This is a genomic window from Acinetobacter sp. 228 (assembly GCF_048147885.1).
This window is the reverse complement of record NZ_JAYWYV010000002.1, coordinates 55,886-81,154: the sequence shown is the minus strand read 5'-3', so window position 1 is coordinate 81,154 and position 25,269 is coordinate 55,886. Positions and strand designations below refer to the sequence as shown.

The window sequence follows — 25,269 nt, the reverse complement described above, 5'->3', positions numbered from 1 at the left end:
TCATGAATCCCAATTACCCACAACTAGAAATACTTGATGAAGATGATTTAGATTTACTTGATCAGCTGAATCAAGATGATGAAAAAATTCGTTTTATTACATTGATGAATATTGCAGATGAAGAGCGGGAAGAGTTATTGCCTTGGCTCTATCATGCTTTGTCACATGACCCTGCTGAAATTGTACGAGAAGAAGCGGCTAAGCGTTTAGAGGGGTGGGAAGATGAAACCAGTCTTCTCGCGCTAGCACATGCACTTTCTGATGAGTCAAAGAAAGTGATTGAGGCAGCCACACAAAGTTTAAGTGAAGTCAAAAATCCTCAGGCGGCAACTGTACTCGCACCATTTCTTAATGAGGATGCCGTTGAAGTAAAAGTCGCTATTTTACGCGCTCTGAAACCCTTACGTGTGGTCAGTTTATTTGAAAAAATTCTGTCAAATATACATCATGAAAATGTACTCGTACGACGTGAAGCAGTCAGCACTTTGAGCTGGTTACAGTTAGAATCCGCTTTAGATAGTTTGGCGCATATTGCCAAACAGGAAAGTGATTTAGAAACACGTAGAATTGCTACCGGGGGCTTAGCATATAGTAAGCAGCCTACACAAAATATTATTGACGCATTACAGCATGGTTTATCTGCTGATGACTGGCAATTGCGTATTGAAGCAGCATTGACCGTTGGTAAATTAAAATTAATTGCGCTTGAAGATCAACTCATCCAGTTAATGTCTGATTCGTATTGGCAAGTACGAATACCAGCCGTGCGTAGTTTGGGTTTATTAAAATCTGTTAAAGCTATTGATGGATTAGCGGATAACTTTTTTTATGAAATTAGTAATTTACGTAAAGAAGTTGCACTGGCTTTAGGAGAAATTGGTGGCCAAGAAGCAGAAATTTTACTAAAAGCTCATGAATTAGATCCAGATCCCGAAGTTCGTAAAGCCATCCGTATTAGCTTAAATCAAATTCGAGAATGCCATGCAAGCAGTTAAGCCTGAACTTAAAGTTGATGTGCAATCACAGGCTATAGACTTTATTTGGCCTGATTATCAAGCACGTTTTTCTTACCAACGATTACGTGAAATCTGCCCATGTGCATTCTGTCGTTCAAAGCGTATTAAAAATATAGCCCTGACTCATGATCAACATGTATTTGTGACAGAATTAAATCATCAAGGTTATGGTATTCAAATCTGTTTCAGTGATGGGCATGATAAAGGTATTTTTCCTTGGGAATATTTAAAAAATATTCCGTGAAATTTTGGAAGATGAAAGTTAATCTTTAATTTTCATCTTCTACTTATACTAAATTATTAGATAGTTAAGAAAAATAATTATTTTAAATCATAATACTAAATATTAATAATATAAAAAAATCATTAGATTAAACTTATGAAATCACAAGATTTATATAGAAAAAAGTATGCAATAAAATATAGGAAATTACTACCCTATAGAAACCTAGTAATAAAAATAAGAAAGATAATATCTATGCTACTATTAAATATATTTTATATATTTTCCTTAACCCTCTATTACTTAGAATCACAAAAAATAAATATAGATAAGTATTTTAATTTATTTATAATATTTTTTATTATAATAGGGCTCATCTTTTTCTTTAAAATGGATCACTTTTTTGCAAAAAAGTTAGCTTTTAAAAGTAAAAAATTATTCATAAAAACAATAATTTATAAATAAGGGCCAATAAATTTATATTTATTTAAACTCCCAAAGGTGATGGGGAAAAATTAAAGAGGATAAGTTTAGAGAACTTATCTCAAGACTATTAAGATTAGTAAAAGATATTGCATTACATATTGTTTAGATATGAATCTTCAAAACTTGAGGAAACAGAGTTTTTATTTCAAAATTAGCTTTAATTTTTGGTGATTTCACTTTTACCTTTATTTTTGCTGAAAATTTCAAAATTAACTTTTATGGACAACTATTTATGGGAAGTTATTAAAGTCTATAAACAGTTTCAGCATTATAAGGACTTGACAGTCCAAAGGGGTAATCATTAGTCTATATCAATATTAATGAACTTAAAGTATCATGTACTCAATTTAACTTATGTTTATCTAAAGTCTAGTTCATAATTTAATTTCTATTAATCTAATAATAAATTTAATTACTTAAGCCAATATAAAGTATAGATTAGAAAAATTTCGGTTCATGAACCTAGTAAAAATTGCGACTTCATAGCTTGAAAAGATAGACCCTATGGGCTTTGTTAATCATAGCTATTTTGAGCGCTTCTTTTTTAGTAAAAGAATCTCGAAATGAAGAACCTTGCTGCTAAAATCTATTTGAAAACCAACTTCTTCTCATATCAGCAAGCATTAATCAATTCAGAAAACATCTCTATTTATTTTATTAATGGTCAAAGGTAAAAGTACTTGAATTGAGGTTTTACCGGGCTGTGAATCAATTTTAAACTCGCCACCCAAACGATGAATGCGCGCCTGCATGCTTTGCAGTCCAACATGCAGTCCAGCTTCTACTGTTTTGGGATTAAAGCCAATACCATTGTCTAAAATACACATCATCAGTTTATTATTCTCTGTCTCCGTCAAAGATATGTTAACTTCTGATGCTTGGCTGTGTTTGACAATATTGGTGAGAGCCTCTTCTAGAACTCTTGTTAATGTAAGGCATTGCAGAGATATAGGGATATTTTTCCATGTTTTTTCAAAGTTCCAGTGTGAACGGATATCTATTTCCTCGAAGAGTTGGATAAATCTATAGCGAATAGGCGCTCCCCATTCCATAGGATTAGAAGGGACTTTGCAGGAGAAGCTGGAACCTGAGTCAACAATTTGTCGTAAATCACTGCGCAGCATTTTTAATATAGATAGCACTTGTGGTTTAGTGATTTTATCATTTTGTTCCATTGTGATGATTGAGCGGACAATAGAGCCACCTAAGCCATCATGCAAATCATGAGATAAATGAATGCGTTCTTGCAGCCGAGCATTTTCGATCGAAAGCTTATGCTGCTGCCCTAATGACGCCGTCAACTCCTGCTTGGCTTGAGTTACATTTTCCGCAAGTGTTTTATTAAAGCGTTCAATTTGTCGTGCATTTCGGGCTAAACGCATAGCTAAAATAGCGCCAAGCGCCATGGTGGTAAAAGGCCCAGTATAAGGTGAAAGCGGGCGCCCCTCCATAGTGAACATAAAATGCGCATCATTAAAAGCTATGGGTAAGTAGATTAAATACAATACGGCTAGTAAATAAGTTTCTGGAGAATTTGATTTATAAGCAATAAAAGGATAGGTAATACATTTTAATAAAAAGATGACAACAGCAACTGAAAAGAAAAATTGTATTACTGTACTGACTTGATTGGTTGGTGCCAAAGTAATACAAACAGTAGCCACAGCTAAGAAGATAAAGAGTAATTTTTGGATACGTGGAAATGACTTATTTGCAAAGTACCAAGCACCTAAACAGCCCGTGACTGTATAAATACAGAAGATAATATTCTGTAAACGGTCAATGTTGATAAAGGAAAGAAAATAAATCGGGTCGGTATATAAAAAGCAAAAACTGTAAATAACCCATCCTAAGCCGGTCACTGCAAACCATAAGAATGCTTTTTCTTTGCGGTTGGCCAGCCATGCCAAAAGATAAAACACTCCCACTACAATGTTGACCATCGTATTGAATTCAGGAAGTGTTCTTTTTTCTAAAAGCCATTTTTTGTACAGACTGTATGTGCTTGGATAATTGCCTAAAGCAACATGGCCTAAACCGGATTTTTGCGTAATACTTCCATATACTTGTATCCATAAGGTATTTTGACCTTGCTTTAAGCTAGATGTGGGCAAATTCCATATACGGGGCATATACTGGCTGCGGGATGCTGGCTCTTTTAGGTATAAGTCTTGCCATAGCAAATCGTCATTTAAAAAGATTTTCCCGCTTTGTGTGATTCCCTCTATAGCAAAACTAAGCGGTGGATTGGACATATTAGTGTCACAGGTGTAGCTAAAGTGAATCTTATACCAAGCTATACCATGAAACTCGGGCCAACGTTTTTCCCAGCGATCCGGTAATTTTTCAAGGTTAACCCAGCCTTGAACAGGGCGCTGCATTTCCTGATTTACGTTGCCCTGAGCTGCCATTATGCTCTGTATTATTGTTTGACATACATCTTTGGGATGTTGAATAGTTGAAGCAGCAAATGCCGTATTGAACAATCCTATACATAAAATGAAACAAGTGAAGACTGCCATGATAAAAGCGTCATGATTTAGCTTAAATGAAGTTTGAGCAAATCCCAGAGCCATTACACTTGCTTCCCCATTCATTTATTTTAAAAGTTGGATAAATTTGATATTTAGTCAGAATGAATAAAATATAAAAATCAAAGACTAATTTTGTAAAGTATATTTTTTTTGAACAAAAATATATAGATAAATTTCATGATATTTCAAAGAAAATATTGGATACTCACTGGAGCGGTTTTGATGAGGCATGCCAACTTTGAATAATAACTTCTTATTCAAAGATTTTGATACACAGTGTTTTGATGATTAATTTGCGCATGGTATTCAAGCTAGGGTGGGGTGATGCGCAGTATTCCGAAAGACATTGAAGCGCATATTTTCAGAACTATATCCGCTTGGCGGTGGCGCACAATGCGTAAATCACCCAATATGCCTGTACACCTAATCACAGCAGATCAAAGCCATTTTTATAAGCAAGGCTTACCTGATGTAGCAAACAGGTTAAGCTTGATTTTAAATGAAATAATTTTGCAAATGGAAGGATTATTTTTAAGTCGGAGAACGGGAATCCAAATATACCTATGAATCCCTATGCCTCTATTATGCAAATTATAGAACCTAGTATGATTGTATCTGCGTATGAATGACGCGTTACAGCAGGATTAAACAATAGATCTTGGATTGTTGAACAATCCAAATCATTTTATAAGTCAGTAAAAAGGAGCTGATTGACAGCTCCTTTTTTTGTACTTTATTGGCAAGTTAAAACGACTATTTCATCCTTAGCTATATCAGGCTCTAAGGTAAACTGACTTGAGCAAGTCTGATTAGACGTTTGTACTTTAATAGAATAGCTTTGTGGGTTTAGACCGTAAACAGTCACTAAGTTTTGACTGTTAATTGGATATTTACCCTGTGCAATTCCTTCAATGTTTACCATGCTTCCGCTTTCAAGCGGCTGCTGATTTTGATCAATAAATTTAAAGGTAATGTTGTGGCTTGCAATTTTTCCCATTGGGAAATCAATGATATATCCACGCTGGTTGATTGGCATAATCGAGCGAGAAGAGTGAGTGAAACTGTTTTCAATGCTGATCTGACTGTCATCAAAAACCACACTATTTTCAGTATAGCCATATAGGTTATAGCTGAAAATTTCACCATTTTTATTAGTCTTTCCAATAAATGAACCATTACTGTAAATATCGACATTTGGGCTATTTTCAACACGAACCAGTGCAAAGCTATCCGAGATATATTTGCTCAAATCTAAGCGCTTGCCTAGCCACACCAATGAACCCATATAATTGGCACTGTAATATTTTTGGTCATCTGTTTGCAAGTATTGCATATTAAGATCGCCGACATTCGTTTTCATAGTTGCAGATGCATTGCCTGAATAAACATCATGCCAGCGGCTTGTGCCGATGCTGTAGTCAAAACCTGTATTTTCGTAACTGTATTTATTGAACTGTACGCTGGTTTCATCATCATCATGCTGATTTAGCGTGATGGAATGCTTGCGGTCATCGAAGTTGTAGCTAAGCATGAAATCAACACTGGCACGGTCATTGCTTTTAGCATCATAGGAGATGCCCAAGCTGCCAAATAGGTTTTGTGTCAATGTACGGCTGGTTCTTAAATTGAACAGCTGTTGATCTTTTGAATTTGACTCATCACGGTATTTTCGTTCAATGTAGCTGAGCGAAAGATTGTTCAGATAGGGAATCTGATTTTTAGATACATAGATTTGGTTTTCCCACTGAGGAAGATAGCTGTTATCACTGTACTCTTCTAAACCTAGCATACGAAAGCCTGAACTATAATACTGCGCGCGCAGGCCAACACTGTAATTTTGTGTATTGCGCTTAAACTCAGTATTGACCGTATAGCCCTCTAAACCTGCTTCATCTGCATGGCTGTAGGCAGAGTTGACTTCCAGTAATCCCAGCTTATAGAGATATTGGCTCCACATCAGTCCGGCGCTTTCCAGTTTTTTACTGTAGTCTGCTGTTGCACCTAAAGTTGTTGACTCTGTTATGCCTCTGCGGATATAGCCGCTGCCAAACCAGTCGCGATAATCATTGTCGTCATAAGCATAGTTATAGCGCAGTTTACCAGCGGAAATATTATAATCTGTCAGCCCTGGACGCAGCAGCCGTTGATCGACAAAAACCGAGATATTTTGCACTGTAGTATTGCCCAAAATATCTTTGACAATAATTTGAGCATCGCCTAAACCTGAAAAACCAATATTGCTGTCAATATTGTATTGGCCAGGGTTTACTTTGGCATTATAGGCCTGTGAACCGTTAATCAATAAATCTACAGTCGATTGTGTTAAGGCACTACCTTGAACAGATGGTGTATTCCAGTAGGTAAAATTGGGGCGTCTACTAAAGTTAGTGCCGAAGCTTAGACCACCAAAATAGAAAGATTGATTTAGTCCAGTATAGTTGCTGACATTATCACCCAATTTTAAGGTGGTCATTTGCTCAGGAAACTCAAAACTTAAGGACGTGTTTAAACGACTGCTTTTTTGAAAATAGGTTTGCTGATCATTATAGTTTTTACGGAACATGTGGCTGCTGTTAAACAGCGCATTTTTCCAAAATAAATTCAGGTCAGTTGAAGCATTGGCTTGCTTACTGTAATCACCATCCTGAAAATACACATTATAGTTAATAAAACCTCCCAAATTAGGCAAGTCAGGTAAATACCGCTGCTGTGAGGAGAGCTTTTGCTTGAGCATATATTGCGCAGGAATATTCAGTTTAAATAGTTGCTTCTGTGTATCAATTTCACTGCTGAAGCCAGCATTTTCAATTAAACAATATTGAATATTATCTTGTTTTAACATACTCAATTGAGCGGTATTGACAAAGCCTTGCTGAAGAATGCTGCATTCAATATAACGCTGCTTGTTCATATTGAGAATGAATGTCTCTTGCTGAAGATCTACACCATTGATCCAAAGTCCTAAAATAGCATTTTCCGCTTTAGGCGTATTCGCAAGTGAATGTTGTTCAGGCAAGTCTGGTGCAGCTTCAGGAGTTACTGTTCCCACAGAGATCGATTGAGCAAGGCTATGCTGTGAATGAAGGCTACAGCAGATTAAAATTAAGACAGAAGGGGATTTGACGATATTGCGTACTGTTTTCGTTTGAATTTTCATTATTCTTGCTCCGCAATGTCAAATTTTAACGATTTTGCATCTGCGGTGTCTAAAATCAGCTTGAGTCCGGGCTGTGGTTTAAAAGCTGGAATATTCAGCTGCACCTGTTGATGTGCCAAAACATATTTCATTTCATTAGATTTGAAAATGCTGTTTCCAGACGAGTCTTGCAGCGTAAAGCCTATGATTTGGAAATGTCCAGTGCCTAAGTTTTTGGCATTAATAAAAGATTGGTTATTTGTTTTTTTTGCCAAATGGAATGACATATCCGGCTTAAAATCTTTGCCTGCAAACATCGGTATATTAAAACCATAGGCATATTTAATGCCGTTTGATTTTTTTGCATCTGGCAATGGCGAAATTTTAATCCTCCAAGCTTCTTCATTTTGCAAGTTCATTTCTGAAATCGACTGTTTAAAGCCCATACGAATCATTTGTTTACTGTTGGGCTCTAGTACAAATGAAGCAGGGTTAATTACGAGCTGATTATCTGGTGTCAGAACATCATTACCATTTTCATCCTGAGTCCATTTATAAACATTGACTTCGTAATTCTTGGGTGCTTCGTCCGCAGAAGAATGAAGGTTGATAGTTGTTGTACGCTGGCGATTTTCCCCATTGATTTGCATTTTAACTGGGTAAATTGTGACATTGGCATAGGCAGTTGCCGTCATCAGGCCAGCGATGCTGGCTAAAAAGCACAAGTATTTTAATGATGAATGAGACATAAAGGTTCCCCAAAACCATGCAGTATTTTATTTGCAAATCAGCAGTAAAGATGGCTTTTAATAGCGTGTAAACTATGCCGCAATGCTGTTGCGTCAAGCCAAAAGATCAGAGCCTTAACTCAAGGCTTTAAGGAATAAATATGAGGCATGTATGCGGTTGACGATCCTACGCATACACGCCTGTAGGATCAGTAGCTGATTTCTACCATGACAGCATCTGTATAGATTCCTGCAATATAATCTTCAATTGCAATAGCTGTAGGTGTTTTTGCAGATAGAGTATAGCTATCGGTTCTGGTTGTTGCAGATGGCGCAACAGTTACAGGGACGCCACTATTGACATTTACCGCATTCGGGCCGCCAGTCAGTGTGATGTTATAAGGAATATTTAGCGTTGGGTTAGCAGTACTGATCACTGCAGACTGGTTTACCCCTTTTGAGTTTGCAGATTGCGCTTTGATTGAATAAGGGACATTGCATTTCACGTCAATGCTTTGATTTACTGCGGTACCCTCATGCGGCAGAGTTTTGTTAATGGATGTACCGTTACCTGATAGTGTACATACTGTAGGTATGGTAAGGGTGTAGTTGACCGTTACGCTTTGTGACGCAGCATGCGCCGCAAAAGCCCCCATGCTTAATAAGAGTAGACTGGATAATTTGAGCAATGAATTCATTGTTAAATCTCTAAGTTAAAAAAAATATATATTTTCAAATATTGAATATATGAATAATTCTAAAATTTAATAATTCATTCAGAAATAACTATAATTAGGTATTCTGAATATCAATATGATTGATTAGCTAAAATTCGTTAGCATTAAAAATCAGTGATGTCTTATACGTTCCTGCTGGGTATTTAGACAAATCTCCAAAGTCTGCCAGAGAAAATTGTGTATACATTGTCAAATTTTTAGTAGTGACAGATGAAGAAAAGAAACGGTCAAAATTAATTGAAGCAGAAGCAGCAGATTGGCTTGCTCCTACGATTGGATTAGTATTATCCCATTCACCGCCAATTCTAGCGTAGAAAGGTACTGGGATGGATGTGCTGGCTTGATTGTTTAAATAGAAAGCACCATTATTCCCTATAGTATTTGTCCATTGAAAGCTAGGCCTAACTCGGTTGATGCAATTCTTAAAATATACATTTGTTGTTACTGATGAAGTTGCTAAGTTTAAATTCACAGTGCTTGCATCAGCTGTAATAGTACAGTTCGCAGCAAAGGCTGTATGAGACCAGACAACAAAACTTAAAATACCACTAAGTACTAAAAAAATATTCATTTGAGAGTATTCCTTAATCTTTTAATCCAATCATAGTTATTATTATTTTTTGTTATATACCTAATTTTAAGTATTGTAAGCAGTTTTATCTCAGGCATATTTCAAATTAAATGATTGAATAAGAGCTCAGTATTATGAAGGATGTTAAAATAGCATCAATGTTACTTGCAAGTGGTCTTGGTCTTTTATCCACTTATGCCTATACAGCACCCAATTGGGGGGGCAATACGTGTAAAAATGATGACCGGTCATGTTATAGCCTGCCTGATACATTGAACGCGCCAGCAGATATTGATCAAGGCCGCGTAGTATTTGCATTTAGTGATTCTGGCTGTTTAGCTTCATCGCCATTTTATAAAAATAGAACCGATCAGTTCATTCAAAAAAATGCAGGTATTAGCAGTACAACTAATTTCTTTAAGGATTATAAAAATGTATGTCAATTAAAAAATCAATTAGATCATTCTTATATACTTTATAATGAAGTCCAATCAAAAAATTCTAAATATAAAGCTCGAATTTTCGGTTTATATACAGTGCATGATATGGGTGTATTCGGTCATATTCATGATTGGGAACATGCAGTGTTGTGGATGGAAAATGATAAACCAGTTTATTTAACAGTCAGCCGTCATGATGAAACACGGTATAAAAAAATTGATAAAGCACCGCATTTAGCAGATATGCCAAATGTATTTGCAGTTAAATACATTTCAAACTTAGGTACACACAGCATGGGCTTTGCTGGTGCAGATAAAAACCATATTGTCAAAAATACAAATCCTACACCAAACAATCAATGGTTTGGTTTTAAGAATTCACAGTTAGCAGATATTCGTGAGCTAAATAAAATTTATACCAAGAATAAAAATAATCTAGATCCAAAATATTCAAATTTTTATGATTATTTTGCTCAGCAAAAATTCGATAAGGCAGTACCGCGTGTTAATGATTTGCAATGGATACAATGTGCAAGACCTAAAGGTTTAGTGAACGCAAATGTCGATTTTATAGAAAACTCTAAAAAATGTACGATGAAAAATGTTGAGGAATAAATGAAATCGTTTGAATTTAACTTTCGCTGCGCACATTAGTTCGTATTTAATTCCGTCATTGAAGATGTTTAAAGTCTGGTTTAAAAGGCGGACTTTTTAAATATATAACGGATGCATTAAATGAACTGATATCTTTGAATTTTGTTAAGTGGTTCACTTTTTTGTAATAATTGTATATGATTGAAATAAATTATATAAAAATCCCAAATTTTAGGGATAGCAATTCTATGGCTAAAGGAAGAGAATCTATGTAAATCAAATGGATGGTAAAATGTTTAATTTCAGTACGCCATTGCTCAAGCCAATACTGGTTTTAGAAGATGATCCTACTCACCAATTGAGGATTTCTAAAGTCTTACAGACTTTTGGTTATAAAGAAAAAGATATCTTCTATTCTCAAACCATAGATTTTGCTGTAAATATTTGCAGTAAAAATTCCATACAATTTATGCTGGTAGATTTAAATTTACCGGATGGCAATGGCATCGATTTTATTATGCATATTCGTGCAAAAAGTACAAATACTGTACCTATTATGGTTCTTTCCGAATGGAATACTTTAGATGTTATTTATAAAGCTTTAAATGTAGGTGCAACAGGTTATGTCTTAAAAGAAACAGATGATTTTGAATTGATGTTTGCCATACGAACAATGCTGAAAGGTGGTGCTATTATCGACCCACATATCGCAAAAAAAATTCTAAGTAAATTTAAAAAATCATTGAGTGATTTTCCGATGAGCCATGAGCACGTTCATACCAATTTATCACAAAGAGAAATAGAAATATTGACTTGCATCTCCAATGGATCGAGCAGCTATGAAATTGGCTTGGAGCTTAATATTTCAAAATACACTGTAGATGCACATATTAAAAAAATTTATCAAAAGCTGGAAGTGAACTCCCGTACTAAGGCAATTTATGCAGCTAAACAAATAGGTTTAATTAATTAAATCCAAAAGTGGTCAGCAAATTTAGATTCATCAAAGAGTTTTTACTTCATCCAAATAGCCTTAAATTTAAGCCCTGGTTGTAGTAAACAAGATCGCCATCTATTGTTATAAATTTACATTGACCGTTTAATAGATCTCTTTCATAAATCAAAAAATGGTCTTCTTTTTGGTTAATATTTGCACTCCAGATTTCTTGGCATTCGTGCATAATCTGCGGATGAAATACATCGATTCAAACAAGCTTTCTGATCCTCAGTTCAAGCGATACACGGGCATCTCATGGTCAACCTTCTATTGGATGGTTGACCAATTAAAAATACATGTCCCTGCTAAAGGCAGGCCGCCCAAGTTAAGCCTGGAGGATCAGGTTCTGTTCTGTCTGAGCTATTGGCGGGAATACCGAACCTTATTTCACGTTGCTACGAGTTACGGGGTTTCAGAGCCCACAGCCTCAAGAATTGTACACCATGTTGAAGACTGCCTGATTCACTCCAATCTGTTTAATTTACCGAAGAGTTTACCCGAAGGTGAAGGCATCGACTGGAATGTTGTGATCGTGGATGCCACAGTGGACTGCCACCACTCTCCTAGACAAATATCGTCTATTCTTTGGACTGCCACCACTCTCCTAGACAAATATCGTCTATTCTTTTTGCACAGGAGAAAACATTATGAGTGGACAACGATATACCCCAGAATTTAAAGACGAAGCTATAAAATTAATTACTGAACGAGGATATTCTGTCACTGATGTAGCGGAACGTTTAGGTGTATCACAACACAGTATTTATAAATGGTTAAAGGCGATACAGCCTTTACGCAACAACCCTGATGAACATGAATTGCTCGAAGCAAAGAAAGAGATCCTCCGTCTTAAAAGTCAACTTAGACAAACTGAAGAGGAACGGGACATACTAAAAAAGGCCGCAAGGTACTTTGCAAGTCTGCCCGAGTAAAGTATCAGTTTATTCTTGAGTACAGTAATCAATTTAAGATTAAAACGATGTGTCGGGTTTTAAAGCTTGCTCGTGCTGGTTATTACGCTTGGTTGCATGAACCCGAATCAGGCAGAACTATTGAAGATAAACGGTTATTACAGCTCATCCGATCTTCTTATGATGCTAGTTATGGTATTTATGGTTATCGTCGCATTACTTTGGATCTTAAAGAACTAGGTGAAGGCTGTGGCCCGAATCGTGTACTGAAGATCATGAAAAACAATGGTATTGCAGCAGTTAGAGGATACAAGAAGCATAAAAGTTATGGCCGTGGTCGTCCTCAGATTGTGCCACCCAACCATTTAAATAGAGAGTTTGTTGTGAATACTCCGAATACTTCCTGGGTAACTGATATTACCTATATTCGGACTTGGCAAGGCTGGTTATATCTGGCTGTAGTGCTTGATTTATATTCGAGAAAAGTGATCGGTTGGTCAATGAAACCAACTCTTGCTAAGGATATCGTTCTTGATGCACTACTCATGGCAGTATGGCGACGCAGACCCGATGAACCTGTGATCATACACTCAGACCAAGGCTCACAATACAGTAGTGGAGACTGGCAGAAATTCTGTCAAAAGCATAATTTAATTCCCAGTATGAGTCGCAGAGGAAACTGTTGGGACAACGCTGTTGCTGAATCTTTTTTTAGCAGTTTAAAGAAGGAAAGAATTAAAAAGAGAATCTATAAAACACGAGAAATGGCTCGTGCGGATGTGTTTGATTATATCGAAATGTTCTACAATCGAATCAGGCGTCATTCGCACCTCGATGGTATGAGCCCAGAAGCATTCGAGACAGCTTCAAAATGAGGCTATCTCATGTCTAAGATACTGGGAGCAGTCCATCCTGTGCTTTTAGTAGAGCATCATTTACACTTTGTTTGAGATCAGAGTGACTAGCATTTTCTTTCTTATATTTCTCAAAAGAAAAACTTAACATCATATAAGCCCAAGAATGTCTACATACGTGTGGAGTTAGACGTTCTATTGAATCATAAGCTGAAGTATCAAAACACTCAGGTAACAATGCTTTTAATGACAAATCTACTTGATCAAATATCTTTTTAACACTGGCATAACTTAAAGCAGAGTAGGGAGGCTTTAAAGATGTAAATAAGATTTGTGAAGGAATTTCTTTTCGTATTTCATTTATATAAATTTGAAGAATTCTATAGTCTCGTTCCTGTAGTTTTATTACTCGGTACGAATATTCATTTTTGATTTTTGGCTTTTTTGATCGTTCATCGAACTCATCATCTGTATTTGTAATAATTAAACTAAAATTATGATTCTGAATTGATTTTTTAATAGAATTGGTTGTTAGTAGCATAAGCTCACCAATTCTGAGACCATAATTAAGCATGAGATGTATGATCAGAAAATTCCTGAGTTGCACACTTTTAGATCTAAAAGGGTTTAATTCATTGTATCTATTAGAGTTGCTCGGTGAAATAACTGAATACAATCCTTTAATCATTTCCTGATTCATACTCTTAAAATTATGATTTATCTCACTTTTAATTGTTTTATTGGCTTTTGAAAAGTTATTTATAATTTTTTTCTTTATTGTCATATATTTATTCAAGTTTTCTTTAATTTTTTGAATTTCCTTCAACGTGAGTTGCGGCTGTGTTTGGATGCTTAAGTATTCATCAATCAAAAAGTTGTAAAACTTTAGAAAGGATCTAATTCTATGGCCAATTGTTGTGTAATTGGTATGGTCTGTATTTCTTAGCCGAATAAGATTGCTATCAAATTTTTTATTGTTTTCTAAATAGACAATGAAATTATCAATTTCAACTTGGATGATCTCAAAATTGTAGGATGTAGAGTAAAACGACTCACAAAAGGACGTGGCAAACTTTTCAAACCAAAATTCATACCAAAATTTTATTGCGATTAAATCTGCATGCTGCGTAGAGATACTTTGAAATCTAAGAAATTTCATGGTGTACAGCATAGGGTACAAACATGGACAAGATGAATCCAGATCAAATAAAAGAATAATTTGATTTTCGTTTGAAACTTTCTTTTCCAAATTAATTGTTTTTAAAGCAAACATAATAAAGTTTATGAAGTATTCTTAAGGTCAACATATCATATTTTATGATTGAAATAGAAATTAGTTAAGTTATTGAATTCTAGTTTAAGAAAGAAGGATATGAAGTTATTGTTAGGTGTATCGGATTTAACATAATATACATTATACGAAATGTAACTGTAAGCCCAAAATAGAAATGTCTGCATTCTCACCAATCAAAATGTCTTGTCTATGATGCGCATCAACATCATGGACTGGATATGAATCGAGATGCTGAACACTATGATTGACAAGGAAATACAACGTCTCAGTTCTCAAAGATTTTCGAGATCAACGTATGACTCAAGCCTGTCTGGTTGCTGCTTAAGCAACTTATATTTTTAAAGCACTTCAAACTCAATCCTACGATTTTTCTGTCTACCTTCAGCCGTTGTATTATCCGCTACAGGCTTGCTAGATCCCAATCCTTCGGTGTTCAGTAAATGTCCCGGAATATTTTTTGCGATCAAATAAGTTTTAACGGCTTCTGCACGTTGCTGACTCAACATGAGGTTTTTATTAGCATCGCCAGAGCTATCTGTATGGCCAATAATTCGTACCTTTTTACTACCCACCTTACTTAAGGCACTGACCATTTCATCCAGAATCTGTATGCCTGAAGCTGCCAATACCGCACTGCCAGATTCAAATTCAATGATTCGATTCTTCAATGCTGCATCAATAATCTGCTGTTCTATCTGATTGACTGAAAGCTGTGTATTTAAACGGTAATTTGTTGGTATAAGGCTTTGAAATTTAGCTGTAGTTTCCTGAATTTGAACAGGATTTGATACTTTACCTCTCAGCTGGATATCAGCACCTTTTACTGTTAATTTTCCCTGTCTTACCTTTTTCAGGTCTTCATTAATTACATTGCTGACGGTATTTGACCAGCCTGCTGATGCCGTGACCTGACGGATCTGGATGCGATCTACTACATTTTTCCGTCCATAAGTTGTATATAATTTACTCAATATTTCCTGTTTAGTGTTTTCGTTTGGTACAGCACCTTCGATAATGACCGGTTGTGCATATACAGAAAAACTCACTAATAAGTATGATATTGTATTGATTTTTATAAGTTTTTTTAATTTTAAATTCTTGATTTTTATATTCATTTTATATTTCTACAAATGTCTGTTTAAATAATTTGATGCCTCGAGCCAGACTCATCTGACGCTCACTTAAGGACTGTTCCAGTGTTGCCAGGCCTGCATTATTTTCCAGGTATTGATCAATCCAGGTTGCATTGATAAGTGATACCCAATGCTGACTATCCAGATTTTCCGTGAAAATGTCGCTCAAAGCCTGTATGTCTGCACCTTTAAAGCCAAATAACAAGATTGGCTTTTCTTGATGCAATACACCAATCAATAGTTCTGTATGATGATGTTTCACAAACTGACTGATTAAACTGACCCAAAATGCTGCAATTTCATAGCAATAACTGATGTTATGAATGGGTAAAATCAGTACCTTATTCAAACGACTTGTGCCTTGCTGAATAACCGGTTGCAGCAATAATCCCAATCCAATCAGGCTTTGCGACAGCTGATACGCACTAAGATTCATCAGTCTAGCAAAGGAATGAATAGTATGAGGTTCATAAAATATCTGTGCCTCTTCATAGCTGGATACCATAATCTGGTTACTAAGCTTATTCAGTTTATCCAGCAAAATATCGCTATCTCGTATTGAACGCATTACACGATTGCACTGATAAAGCTCAACCAGTGCTGACTTATAACACAAGGGTGAATACACGATATTTTCAAATGGCTGTTCATGCTCAATCAGATGACTGACTACCATGGGAAACTGCCGGCCTGAGCTGTCTTCACTGGAAATCAGATTCGCTACCAGAAATAGCCTTGCCTTCGGATTGGCAATAAAGAAATCCAGCGATGGTAATTGCGCATAGGCCTGTTTGAACTCTGTCTTTTGCATGGCAAATTCCAATGCTTCCGTAATCCATTGATCAATCAGCTGAATCAGCTGATATTGTCCTCGTGACTTGAGAAAATCGCCACGAGCTGGACATTTACCATAATAAAGTGGTGTAGTTTTTAACTCATACATTACTCACCTCCACCATTTTCTTCAGTTTGAGTTGAATCCTCATCATGGTACAGCTGCTCCTGTATTGGCGAATGCCGTAGTCGGACCTGCTTGGCCTGAGCTTTGCTGAGGAGATATAGAAACACTTTGCGCAGCGACGACACGCACCGATTTATTGGAAACTACCTGATCTACCAGTTGCAGGTTGGTATAGTTCGGCTGGCCACCAATTGAATTGCTATTCTGGCCGCTAACCAGCCGGAAGTTTACTTTTACTGAAAGTTCCGGATTCTCCTTGCTCTTCCAGATCATTTCAAAGTTATTGCCTTTTTGGGTACGCTGGGCACTTTCAATCAGGCGGTTAATTCCATATTCACCTGGTTCATCAAAAATGGTGTGGGTCTTCCCTTCCAGATCCACCACGGTAATACGCGCACCCGGAATCGATCCCGGATTTGGCCAGACAAAGTTCACCCATTGTTGTACCCCATTTTCAAAAAGCATACGCTGCCCATCGATATCAAAGGTATAGGCTAAAAGTTTTGGATTTTCCAATGGGTAGAACTGGAAATTGGACTGGTTTACAGCCGGTACTATACGCTGCCCCTGATTCAATTCACCTGTTGCTACGCCATGACTAGGTGCTACATAGGTCTGGAAATTCGCTACAAAAGTTGGATTAAGGCTGATCCCCAGATCCTGCCAGCTTTTTGAAGTTAAGGTATAACCACGACGGATCACCAAAGGATCCAGATGCTCTTTTACAAAACGTGCAATACTGCCACTTTCACCAAAAATCTGATTAATTTCATTAGAAGTAGCTTGTAAATTTGCCTGACTGCTAAATGGATACTTCTGAGCCAGACTCTGGGTAAATGGCTGGTACGACTGCATGGTCCAAAGCTTGTTGATTTCTGCCTGTGCAGGAACAATCAGGCTTCCAAAAGACTGGATTAAGGGTGCAATCAGCAGGTTTTGCAGTAGCTGCTGATCCAGCTCTGTAGTGCCAGCCGACATTTTCTCGGCCACAAATTTATGGGTGGTGTTGAAAATGGAATTCTGCTCATGAATAGTTTGTTTTACTAAGGCCATACTTGCAGGACCAATATCACCAGAGCTTTTCAGGTCATTGAATTGACTGCGGATTTTGGAAATCGAAAGCATGTAGCCATCTAGCAGGGATTGATTCTGCAGATCATCCCGATGACGCGCCATCTGGTAGAATACCTGAAATTCACGTGCAATCACGCCATGGCCTAACTGGTTACTCGCCAGTTGTGCTTGTTTTTCTGCATCACGATTGAGCACTTTACGTTTGAACCAGGCAATAAAGCCTTTTTGTGGCACAGCCAGTTCTGCTTGAACCACCGGATTATCCCAGCTGGTTTCTTTGGCCACATGCTGGATCAACGTCCTGATTGGAGAATTTTCAGGTTCACCCAGGATATCAATCTGTTTGATTTGCTGGTTAAAATCACCTGCCTTGGCATAATGAACCGCATTCAGAAACTTACGCCATTCGGCAATATATTCCTTTTTATACAACTCAGTCAGCTGGCGACGGATCTGTTCAGGACTACCACTAAAGCTTAAGTCATCTGATTGTGTGGTATTCAACACCCAGTCTCGACTATCCGTTGAACTGGTTGCTGCCTGTTCAATCGCTTGCTGCACATAATCTTTCCAAGCCTGATAGGTATAAACTCCTGGCAAAGCATAGCTGCCCAGCATGACATTCTGGTTAGTTTCCCCCAGAATCTGTTTTACCGTAATTGCCGGGAAACGCACCGCAGCACGCATCTTGATTTCGTTATAAACGCGATCACGTGCAGAAACACCGGTGTTAATCGCTGTTAAGATCTGACGGGTCTGATCAACCAGTACCGCATCAGAATTCATCTGAGGGAAACCATTATGTCCTGACAATGTAATGGCATAGCTTAAAATCTGTTCAGCTTTCTGGATCATTTCTCCACGCGGCATTTCACCCCGGTTTTGCTCCAGCCATGTACGCCAGAAACGCGTCATCTGATCACTTAGGTGACTGGAATCCATATATTGAGGATTACTCAACATGAGATAGGTTTTCAGGGCATTGTAGGCATCTTGAGAATTTTGATCAGAAGGTTCTGAAGCAATCTGACGTCCTTGCGCCACATGGGTGATTTTCACCCGGATATGATTTTCTTTTAGAACTGCTTCATTGGCTTTAACCCGTTGCAGGTACTGTGCAATCTGTTGCTGGGTTGGCTGAAGAACCAGATGCTCAATGCCTTTCAGATATTCAGTTTGCAGTTTTTCCCGAATCTGATTACCTTGATACAAACTGAAACTGTATTTCAATGGCCGGTTTTGATCAAATTGATCCAGTTGCTGTAAATGACCTTGTAAAATCAGCAAGCTATCCAGTTGATGAGTGAGTGAAGGATTTGCCTGTACTTGCATCTTTACTACTTTATTAAGATCAGCCTGAACTTCAGCAATCAACTGCTGGTTATTACGGTAGGACCATAGCCATAAACTAAGAACAATTGATATGCTAAGAATCGCTCCTGTGAAGGCCATAAAGCGCTGGCGTTTTTTCGCAGGGTTAATATGCTGACGCACCAAATGCTTATCTTTTAGGATGACCTCAGAAAACAGATTTTTCAGAAAATAACCATGATCCTGAGAAATAGACTGTTTCGGCAGACCAATTTCACTATCATCACTGCGGATCAGATGAAAATCATCAGCGATCTGTTCCGTCATCGGACTTTCAATTACGCCGTCCTGCAAGGCACTGGTAAAGTAAAAGCCTCGGAAAATCGGTTTAAACTGGTAAGGATTTTCCTGAAATAGTGTAGAAATGAAGGTTTTTAGAACCGGTTTTAAGCTCTTAAACTCCAGCGGAAAAGTCATGACACTTGGAGAAATATGCTGTGAATGGCGACGGCTCAGATGTATTGTACTGACACTTTTCAGACCATCGTATAAAATGTTGTAATGTTGCTCGAATAATTCTACCGCCTGCTCGCTAGAATTGGCTGCATACGGTAAGGTTGCCCCCCAGACCTGATCAAATTCCTGTGCATCATAACAGTCAAAGAATTCAGTAAATCCTGCGATCAGGTCCATTTTAGAAAAGACTAGATATACAGGAGCAAAAACTTCCAGACGTTCGGTTAAATCCTGAATACGGGCACGAAGGTTTTTGGCTAATTTTATAGATTTTTCCGGACTTTGGCTGACCAGTTCAGCAATACTGACAATGACAATCAGGCCATTTACAGGTGTCTTAGAACGATTTTTCTTAAGAATGCTCAGGAAACCGAGCCATTCAGAATGATCTTCCGTATAGACTGAATAACGTCCTGCAGTATCCAGCAGAACACCTTCAGTTGAGAAAAACCAGTCACAGTTACGGGTTCCACTTAAGCCAGAAGACACCATTTTCTGGTGATGTTCTTCAAATGGAAAGCGCAGCCCTGAATGATAAATGGCAGAGCTTTTCCCAGCTGCCGGATTGCCAATCACCATATACCAGGGCAACTCATATAGCGCAGCATTGCCCTTACGATCTCCAAGTCTGGACTTGCGGATCAGTTGAATTGACTCCTTCATCTGCTGTTGGATCAGCTGTAACTCTTCCTTATTCTTATGCTTGTACTGTTCAGCTTCAGTGGTACTAGCAATCGCCTCGTAAATCTCTTCACCTTTTTTGGCATGTCGATAATGCTGGATTAATGCATAAATACCCCAGATCATCAGTATCAGGCTATAAACCGTTACCAGAATCCAGAACACACGCTCGGAAACGGTATTTTTCATGGAAAAAATCACCACGAAAAATGACAATGCCATAATCGCTTTTGGATTGGTCACATACTGCCAGACATATCCCAAGATCGTATAAAATAATGTATTCACTGTAATCTCTTATATTTCTTTATTATTTTTCAGATTTTTAAAATTTTTCAGGCTGCGTTCTGTTCAAGTTCCTCAACCATACTGACGGGTTGATAGACAAAAAATATCTGAGGATGCTGTACTGAATAAGCCAATGTAATGACATCTTCATTCATTTGCATACACAGCAATATTCCAAATAGTGCTTTCATCTCTGTTGCACCGCCTAGATAAGCATAACAATACAGGCCGTGATGCAGTTCTATTCCAAATTTACCCAGATACTGTTGAACCTTCTTTGCTGTGCTGATCTGTAAGGGATCATCCAGAAAAAGTATAAATGCAGCTTCCTGCTGTAGCTGATCAGCAAAGTTTGGACTTTTTTTCTTCAAATATTCACTAATATTTTTGACATGCTTAACGAATTTTATTGTTTTTATTTCTGTCAAATCTTCAATGCTTAACTGTAGTGAAGACAGGCATATACTCGCTGCATATTCTCCCGGCAGATATTGTTCCGACTGCCATAACTGCTGTTCCAGCCACTCCTGGTCAATTTCAGACTGTACAGCAATCACCAGACTGACCAGTTCATTTTGCTGCTGAATATCATTGAGCAGGTTCATCCAGAGTGAATAGGCATTGTTATGATCGACATAATGAAACTCGACATGAATCTGGCTCTGCACAATTTCATATTGCTGTTCTAGCTGTTCAATCAGCTTCTGTTGGGTTTCATCTGGCCAGAGATGAATTAAGGTTGCCGGCAGCAGAATATGCAGATTCAATTTATTTAATCGTGCAACCTGTTCAACTGGAATATCCGTTTCTTTCTCTTCATCAAACTGTTCATTGATCCAGCCCGGATGCATACGATATTGATAAGCTGTCTCTGCATCATAGAACATAGCTGACTTTCTAAGATGTGTAGCAATGTGATACAGGCTTTCACTATGTTGCTCCATCTGCTGCTGAATCAGTAAATTTATACGTTGCACTCGCATGCTGTGCAGGGTGTCATTCTCTTCTGCTTCGGGTAATAGCTCGTCCAGACTCCGAATACGATAAGACAGGATGGGCAGTCCATAGTGATTGGCCAAGGTTTCATCCAGTTCCGGGCTTTTAAACGCCTGCAAAGCATCAATAATGTCCTGATTTTCACCAAAGCTGTGGATTGCCGCAGATGAATAGACTTTTAGCGTCAGTTCTTCGACCGGTTTCTCCTTGTTTTTCTCTAGTTCACTTTGCTGTTGCAGATGTTGCTCTTTATTTTTAGCAGCTTCTAACTTTTGTGCTTTCCCTGTCTGATAAGCTTTTAGCGATGTGTAAATCAGCCATGGAGAAAGCAATAACAAGCCAGCACAAACCGGCAGCAGAATAAAGAATTGCAGCATATCCATGCCGGTTGGATCGTATTGCACATCACGCCAGTAGTAGATGACTAGACTACTTGTAATCAGGATCAACGCCAGAATAGTAGAGACAATGACCTTAATCATGCTGCTCTCCCCATCAGGCTATAACAGGTTTCCTGATTATCAGCAGATGCTTGTGGCATCAGAAAAGCGCCCTGTCCTAGCCCTACACTTTCATCACCAAGCCGGATGGGACGGATTTCTTCCTTGTTTAATATCAGCCGCAGATCCACCATCAAGGTCGGGCTGCACCAGGTTGCAATGATCTGTTTGAGTTTTTCGCTCTGCTTTTGTTGCGGAAGAAAGCTTAGATAGTCTTGCCGGTTTAATGGGCCAATTACGATTTCAATTTTTTCATCAATCTGGGTCAGCAATTCACCACAAAAACTATTGATTCCCAATAAAGCGGGAGTAGATCCACCCAAGGAAGATTTTTGAAAATCTTCCAGCTTGAACTGTTCTGGTAAATACTCCCTGATCTTCACCTTATGCTTGAACATGCAACTCAGCATGGTTTTCAGCACATAAGCACTATTATTTTGCCCCTGCATTAAGCCGGAAAATTCAGCAAAATAATCATCCAGATGATTCTGCTGATGCTGTTCACGCACATAGCCATTTAGCGCATGTAAAATTTCCAGATAATAATTGTCCTGTTCAATTTCATAGCGCAGTGGCAAATGATAGTTAACTGAAGCATCAATATATTGCGCGGTGAGTTTATGATTAAACAACCCGAGAAAATGCAGGGTTTCCTCACGCTGTTGACGTGGACTTTGCTTAATACGATAGGTATAGGCATAAGGCAATACTCCCTGTATACCGGTCAAGCCAATCATCGCGCTGGTCAGCTGAATTTTCCGATCTTTCCATTCCAGACATTCAATCTCGGATTTTGCAAAATTCAGGTTCAGTGAACTCGTAAAACTAAATCCCCTGTTCCAGTCCTGTAATTGATTTTGCTCAGGATAATGACGCAACAAACGAGTCGCCTGCACCAGTTCAAAGCGGGTTGGCTGCTGATACAGCTGCTCCACTACAGAAGTTTTTTGCCACCAACGTTCTGCACGCATTGGTATACCTCCTGTTCTGTTGCAGCATCAATTACAACCATTTCCACATAACTGTTCATTTGTACTTTCAGGTTAAAAATATGATTAAGCAATTGGACAAAGACATACAGACTTGATCCGCGAAATGCTTCGTTATTCATCTTGACCTTTGCACTTACACCACGGACAAACAGTGGAAAAGGTTTATGGTCCAATAATTTCTGGCTCAATGAAAAATCAATCGATTGAATTGCTTCAATCATCTGCTGATTTTCTTTGGAAGCTGGCAGGTTATACAGTTCCAGCAATTCCTTAAGATGCGTGACTGCATCGCCTTTCATCAAGGAGAGATTATTCAGGCAAAGATGGGAAATAATACGCCATTGTTCTTTTTGGCTCTGCTTGAATATATAAGGTAAAGATGGGCGCTTTAACAACACTCCACGTCGAGCCAGCTGACTGTCATTTAAGCTGAGTGCATTCTGATCCTTGTTATAGCTTTCATAAGGCAGATCGCGGTTACAGCACAGCAGCCGAGTACTGATAAAATCAGAGAAGGTATTCTGTGGCTCCAGGCTTTTGGAAATTAAAGAAAATTTCAGGTCATTCTTTTGCGTACTGGCAATTTCTGGCTGCAGATGATAGTAAAATTGTGCACCTTCATGCCGGTAATGACTCATGGCAAAAAACGGTAAGACCTGATGGGCAAATTGTTCTTTATCACTTTTTTCACGAATCAGGTTCATCTCGGAAACCGAATACACCTGATAATATTCAGGATGATGCGCATCTGAAATGAGTGAATATTCCAGTCGCTGATGATTGATTTTCTGTGGTTCGGCCTGTTTCTCAAACAGATTAATGACTGGTGTAGTGAACAACTTGAAATTGGCGAGATCCAGTTCTGAATAATTGCGAATCGCGGCCTGATCATTCAGGTTCATTTTAAAGTGAAGATGCAGCTCAAAATTCGACGTATCGGGTTCGACCTGATTGAGAAAATCCATATTCAGGTTCAGGAAACTGAACTTGTCTGGAAAGCAAAAGTATTCAAGTAATAATCGATATGCATGATGAGTATGCTGATCCACCGGCAGTAAACTCTCTTCCTCAGTAAAACCTAACAATTCAAATGGATTAGGAATTTTAAATTCTTGATCATCTATCTTGATTGAAAATTGGGTTTCAGACTTAAATATCTGATCCATAACCTGTAAAGGAAAACTTGAAATTGCATCCAGATAAATGGGTAGCTGGTACTGTGGCAGTAATTTCAGCTGATGATTAAAGATTTCAAAATCCAAAATCAGTGTGGCATTACGGTTTAAGTGAATATGTGCCGAAGGATGAGTTTTGAAATTGACAGATTTCAATGCAATGGGGAGTAAAGTCACATTCTGTACAGTCCGGTATTCACATTGTACGCCGCGTACACTTTTAGACTTTAAAGATGTATTTTTAGGAATCCGATGTGCATTACTCAGCTGTTTGATTTTATTGACATCTTCAAAACTAACAATAGAACATGCTGGAAACGGCTTTAAATACTGGGGAAACATCAACTCAAAAATTGATCGGGTGAAAATTTGATAGCTGTCATTCAGCTTTTTATCAATGCGTGCCGAGATCAGTGAAAATGCCTGAATCAGGCGTTCAATATGAGGATCGTCAATCTGCTCCTGATTTAAGGACAGACGCTGGGCAATTTTAGGATATTTATTGGCAAATTCTCGGGACTGCTGGCTAAATTCCTGCAGCTGCTTTTCGTAATAAGGTAATACTTCTTCAATCGCGCTCATTCTAATTATAATCTTGGCAAAATAACGTATTGTTGTGTGGTCGGTTTCAGTAAAGCATCAAAAACTACAGGTTCATATAAAGGATGGATATTTAAATAGGCATGAATGCTAAGGCAAAGACTACCCATATTGTTTTCATCCAGCAGCATTTCTACCCGTACATGTTTAAGCCGTGGTTCATGTGCTGAAATAGATGCTTCAATTGAGCGACAAATTTTGTCGCGATCCATTGGGTTTGCGGTCGATAAACCGACAAAATCAATAATGCCAAATTGCAGGATGGACTGTTTTACCCAAGCATAGTCATCAATAATATGATCCAGTTTGGCCATGCGGCTATTTAATAAATCTTCCAGATCTGCCGCCACGGCTTCACGCAATTTCTGAATCGACTGGCCTTGTGTACTGACATCATCTTGTGGCAACAGTCGGTCAAACAAGGTTGGACGGAATCCATAAGGATAAAGCTGATCCAGATTCATGCGTTTCCATCATCCATTTGGAATATTCAAATTTCAGCTAGAGACTTGCATATGCAA

19 protein-coding genes are annotated in these 25,269 nt (G+C 38.0%); 6 read left to right on the top strand and 13 right to left on the bottom strand.

Translation table 11 applies throughout. The features are described 5' to 3' along the window. Window positions 1–2: 2 nt before the first annotated feature. Both VXQ92_RS01835 and VXQ92_RS01830 read left to right on the top strand, forming a co-directional pair. Window positions 3–995, top strand: coding sequence for a HEAT repeat domain-containing protein (locus VXQ92_RS01835; protein WP_096902714.1), 993 nt, complete (start codon window positions 3–5; stop codon window positions 993–995). Further along, window positions 982–1,260, top strand: a complete 279-nt coding sequence (locus VXQ92_RS01830) for a DUF971 domain-containing protein (protein WP_096902715.1) — start codon at window positions 982–984, stop codon at window positions 1,258–1,260. Before VXQ92_RS01835 ends, VXQ92_RS01830 begins: the two co-directional genes overlap by 14 nt. Window positions 1,261–2,357: 1,097 nt before the next feature. On the opposite strand, the gene VXQ92_RS01825 is transcribed toward VXQ92_RS01830, so the two are convergent. The 5 genes from VXQ92_RS01825 to VXQ92_RS01805 all read right to left on the bottom strand — a co-directional run bounded on the left by VXQ92_RS01825 (window position 2,358) and on the right by VXQ92_RS01805 (window position 9,431). Continuing rightward, the gene (locus tag VXQ92_RS01825; protein WP_416680107.1) at window positions 2,358–4,301 is read right to left on the bottom strand and encodes an ATP-binding protein; all 1,944 of its coding nucleotides are present in this window, start codon (window positions 4,299–4,301) and stop codon (window positions 2,358–2,360) included. Window positions 4,302–4,992: 691 nt separating this feature from the next. Further along, window positions 4,993–7,416, bottom strand: coding sequence for a fimbria/pilus outer membrane usher protein (locus VXQ92_RS01820; protein ID WP_416680106.1), 2,424 nt, complete (start codon window positions 7,414–7,416; stop codon window positions 4,993–4,995). Further along, entirely contained in the window at window positions 7,416–8,090 is a 675-nt protein-coding gene (locus VXQ92_RS01815; protein WP_416680105.1) for a molecular chaperone, read from the bottom strand. The genes VXQ92_RS01820 and VXQ92_RS01815 overlap by 1 nt, the downstream gene beginning before the upstream one ends. Window positions 8,091–8,332: 242 nt before the next feature. After that, window positions 8,333–8,821 (bottom strand): hypothetical protein, encoded by a 489-nt coding sequence (locus tag VXQ92_RS01810; RefSeq protein WP_416680103.1) that lies wholly within the window; start codon window positions 8,819–8,821, stop codon window positions 8,333–8,335. Between the two features lie 127 nt (window positions 8,822–8,948). Beyond that, window positions 8,949–9,431 (bottom strand): hypothetical protein, encoded by a 483-nt coding sequence (locus tag VXQ92_RS01805; protein WP_416680102.1) that lies wholly within the window; start codon window positions 9,429–9,431, stop codon window positions 8,949–8,951. A gap of 134 nt (window positions 9,432–9,565) precedes the next feature. Between VXQ92_RS01805 and VXQ92_RS01800 the strand changes: the two genes are divergently transcribed. The 4 genes from VXQ92_RS01800 (at window position 9,566) to VXQ92_RS01785 (ending at window position 13,248) form a co-directional block, all read left to right on the top strand. Further along, the gene (locus tag VXQ92_RS01800; RefSeq protein WP_416680101.1) at window positions 9,566–10,486 is read left to right on the top strand and encodes an NPP1 family protein; all 921 of its coding nucleotides are present in this window, start codon (window positions 9,566–9,568) and stop codon (window positions 10,484–10,486) included. Between the two features lie 259 nt (window positions 10,487–10,745). Then, the gene (locus VXQ92_RS01795) at window positions 10,746–11,438 is read left to right on the top strand and encodes a response regulator (RefSeq protein ID WP_416680100.1); all 693 of its coding nucleotides are present in this window, start codon (window positions 10,746–10,748) and stop codon (window positions 11,436–11,438) included. 154 nt (window positions 11,439–11,592) lie between these two features. Further along, entirely contained in the window at window positions 11,593–12,141 is a 549-nt protein-coding gene (locus VXQ92_RS01790; protein ID WP_416680099.1) for a transposase family protein, read from the top strand. Continuing rightward, window positions 12,110–13,248, top strand: a protein-coding gene (locus tag VXQ92_RS01785) for an IS3 family transposase (RefSeq protein ID WP_141667081.1) whose coding sequence is annotated in 2 segments (ribosomal slippage) — window positions 12,110–12,368 and window positions 12,368–13,248 — 1,140 coding nt in all. Because the reading frame shifts where the segments join, the coding sequence is not laid out codon by codon here. The genes VXQ92_RS01790 and VXQ92_RS01785 overlap by 32 nt, the downstream gene beginning before the upstream one ends. A gap of 13 nt (window positions 13,249–13,261) precedes the next feature. Here the strand turns inward: VXQ92_RS01785 and VXQ92_RS01780 are convergent. From VXQ92_RS01780 to tssE, 8 genes are all read right to left on the bottom strand, one after another. Continuing rightward, entirely contained in the window at window positions 13,262–14,500 is a 1,239-nt protein-coding gene (locus tag VXQ92_RS01780; RefSeq protein WP_416680096.1) for a tyrosine-type recombinase/integrase, read from the bottom strand. A gap of 359 nt (window positions 14,501–14,859) precedes the next feature. Further along, on the bottom strand, window positions 14,860–15,636 hold the full coding sequence (locus VXQ92_RS01775) for an OmpA family protein (protein WP_416680095.1): 777 nt from the start codon (window positions 15,634–15,636) through the stop codon (window positions 14,860–14,862). 1 nt (window position 15,637) lies between these two features. Further along, window positions 15,638–16,597 carry a type VI secretion system-associated protein TagF gene (tagF, locus tag VXQ92_RS01770; protein ID WP_064102156.1) on the bottom strand — a complete coding sequence of 320 codons (960 nt, stop codon included), beginning with the start codon at window positions 16,595–16,597 and terminating at the stop codon, window positions 15,638–15,640. A gap of 42 nt (window positions 16,598–16,639) precedes the next feature. Further along, window positions 16,640–20,485 carry a type VI secretion system membrane subunit TssM gene (tssM, locus tag VXQ92_RS01765; protein ID WP_416680094.1) on the bottom strand — a complete coding sequence of 1,282 codons (3,846 nt, stop codon included), beginning with the start codon at window positions 20,483–20,485 and terminating at the stop codon, window positions 16,640–16,642. Between the two features lie 47 nt (window positions 20,486–20,532). Next, a complete protein-coding gene (locus VXQ92_RS01760; RefSeq protein ID WP_416680093.1) occupies window positions 20,533–21,963 on the bottom strand; it encodes a hypothetical protein in 1,431 nt (476 codons plus the stop codon). Next, window positions 21,960–22,952: a type VI secretion system baseplate subunit TssG gene (tssG, locus tag VXQ92_RS01755; protein ID WP_416680090.1), complete on the bottom strand. Its 993-nt coding sequence runs from the start codon at window positions 22,950–22,952 to the stop codon at window positions 21,960–21,962. The genes VXQ92_RS01760 and tssG overlap by 4 nt, the downstream gene beginning before the upstream one ends. Further along, complete coding sequence (gene tssF, locus VXQ92_RS01750) at window positions 22,916–24,730, bottom strand: type VI secretion system baseplate subunit TssF (RefSeq protein WP_416680089.1); 1,815 nt, start codon at window positions 24,728–24,730, stop codon at window positions 22,916–22,918. Before tssF ends, tssG begins: the two co-directional genes overlap by 37 nt. Before the next feature lie 5 nt (window positions 24,731–24,735). After that, on the bottom strand, window positions 24,736–25,212 hold the full coding sequence (gene tssE / locus VXQ92_RS01745; RefSeq protein WP_416680087.1) for a type VI secretion system baseplate subunit TssE: 477 nt from the start codon (window positions 25,210–25,212) through the stop codon (window positions 24,736–24,738). Window positions 25,213–25,269: the final 57 nt, after the last annotated feature.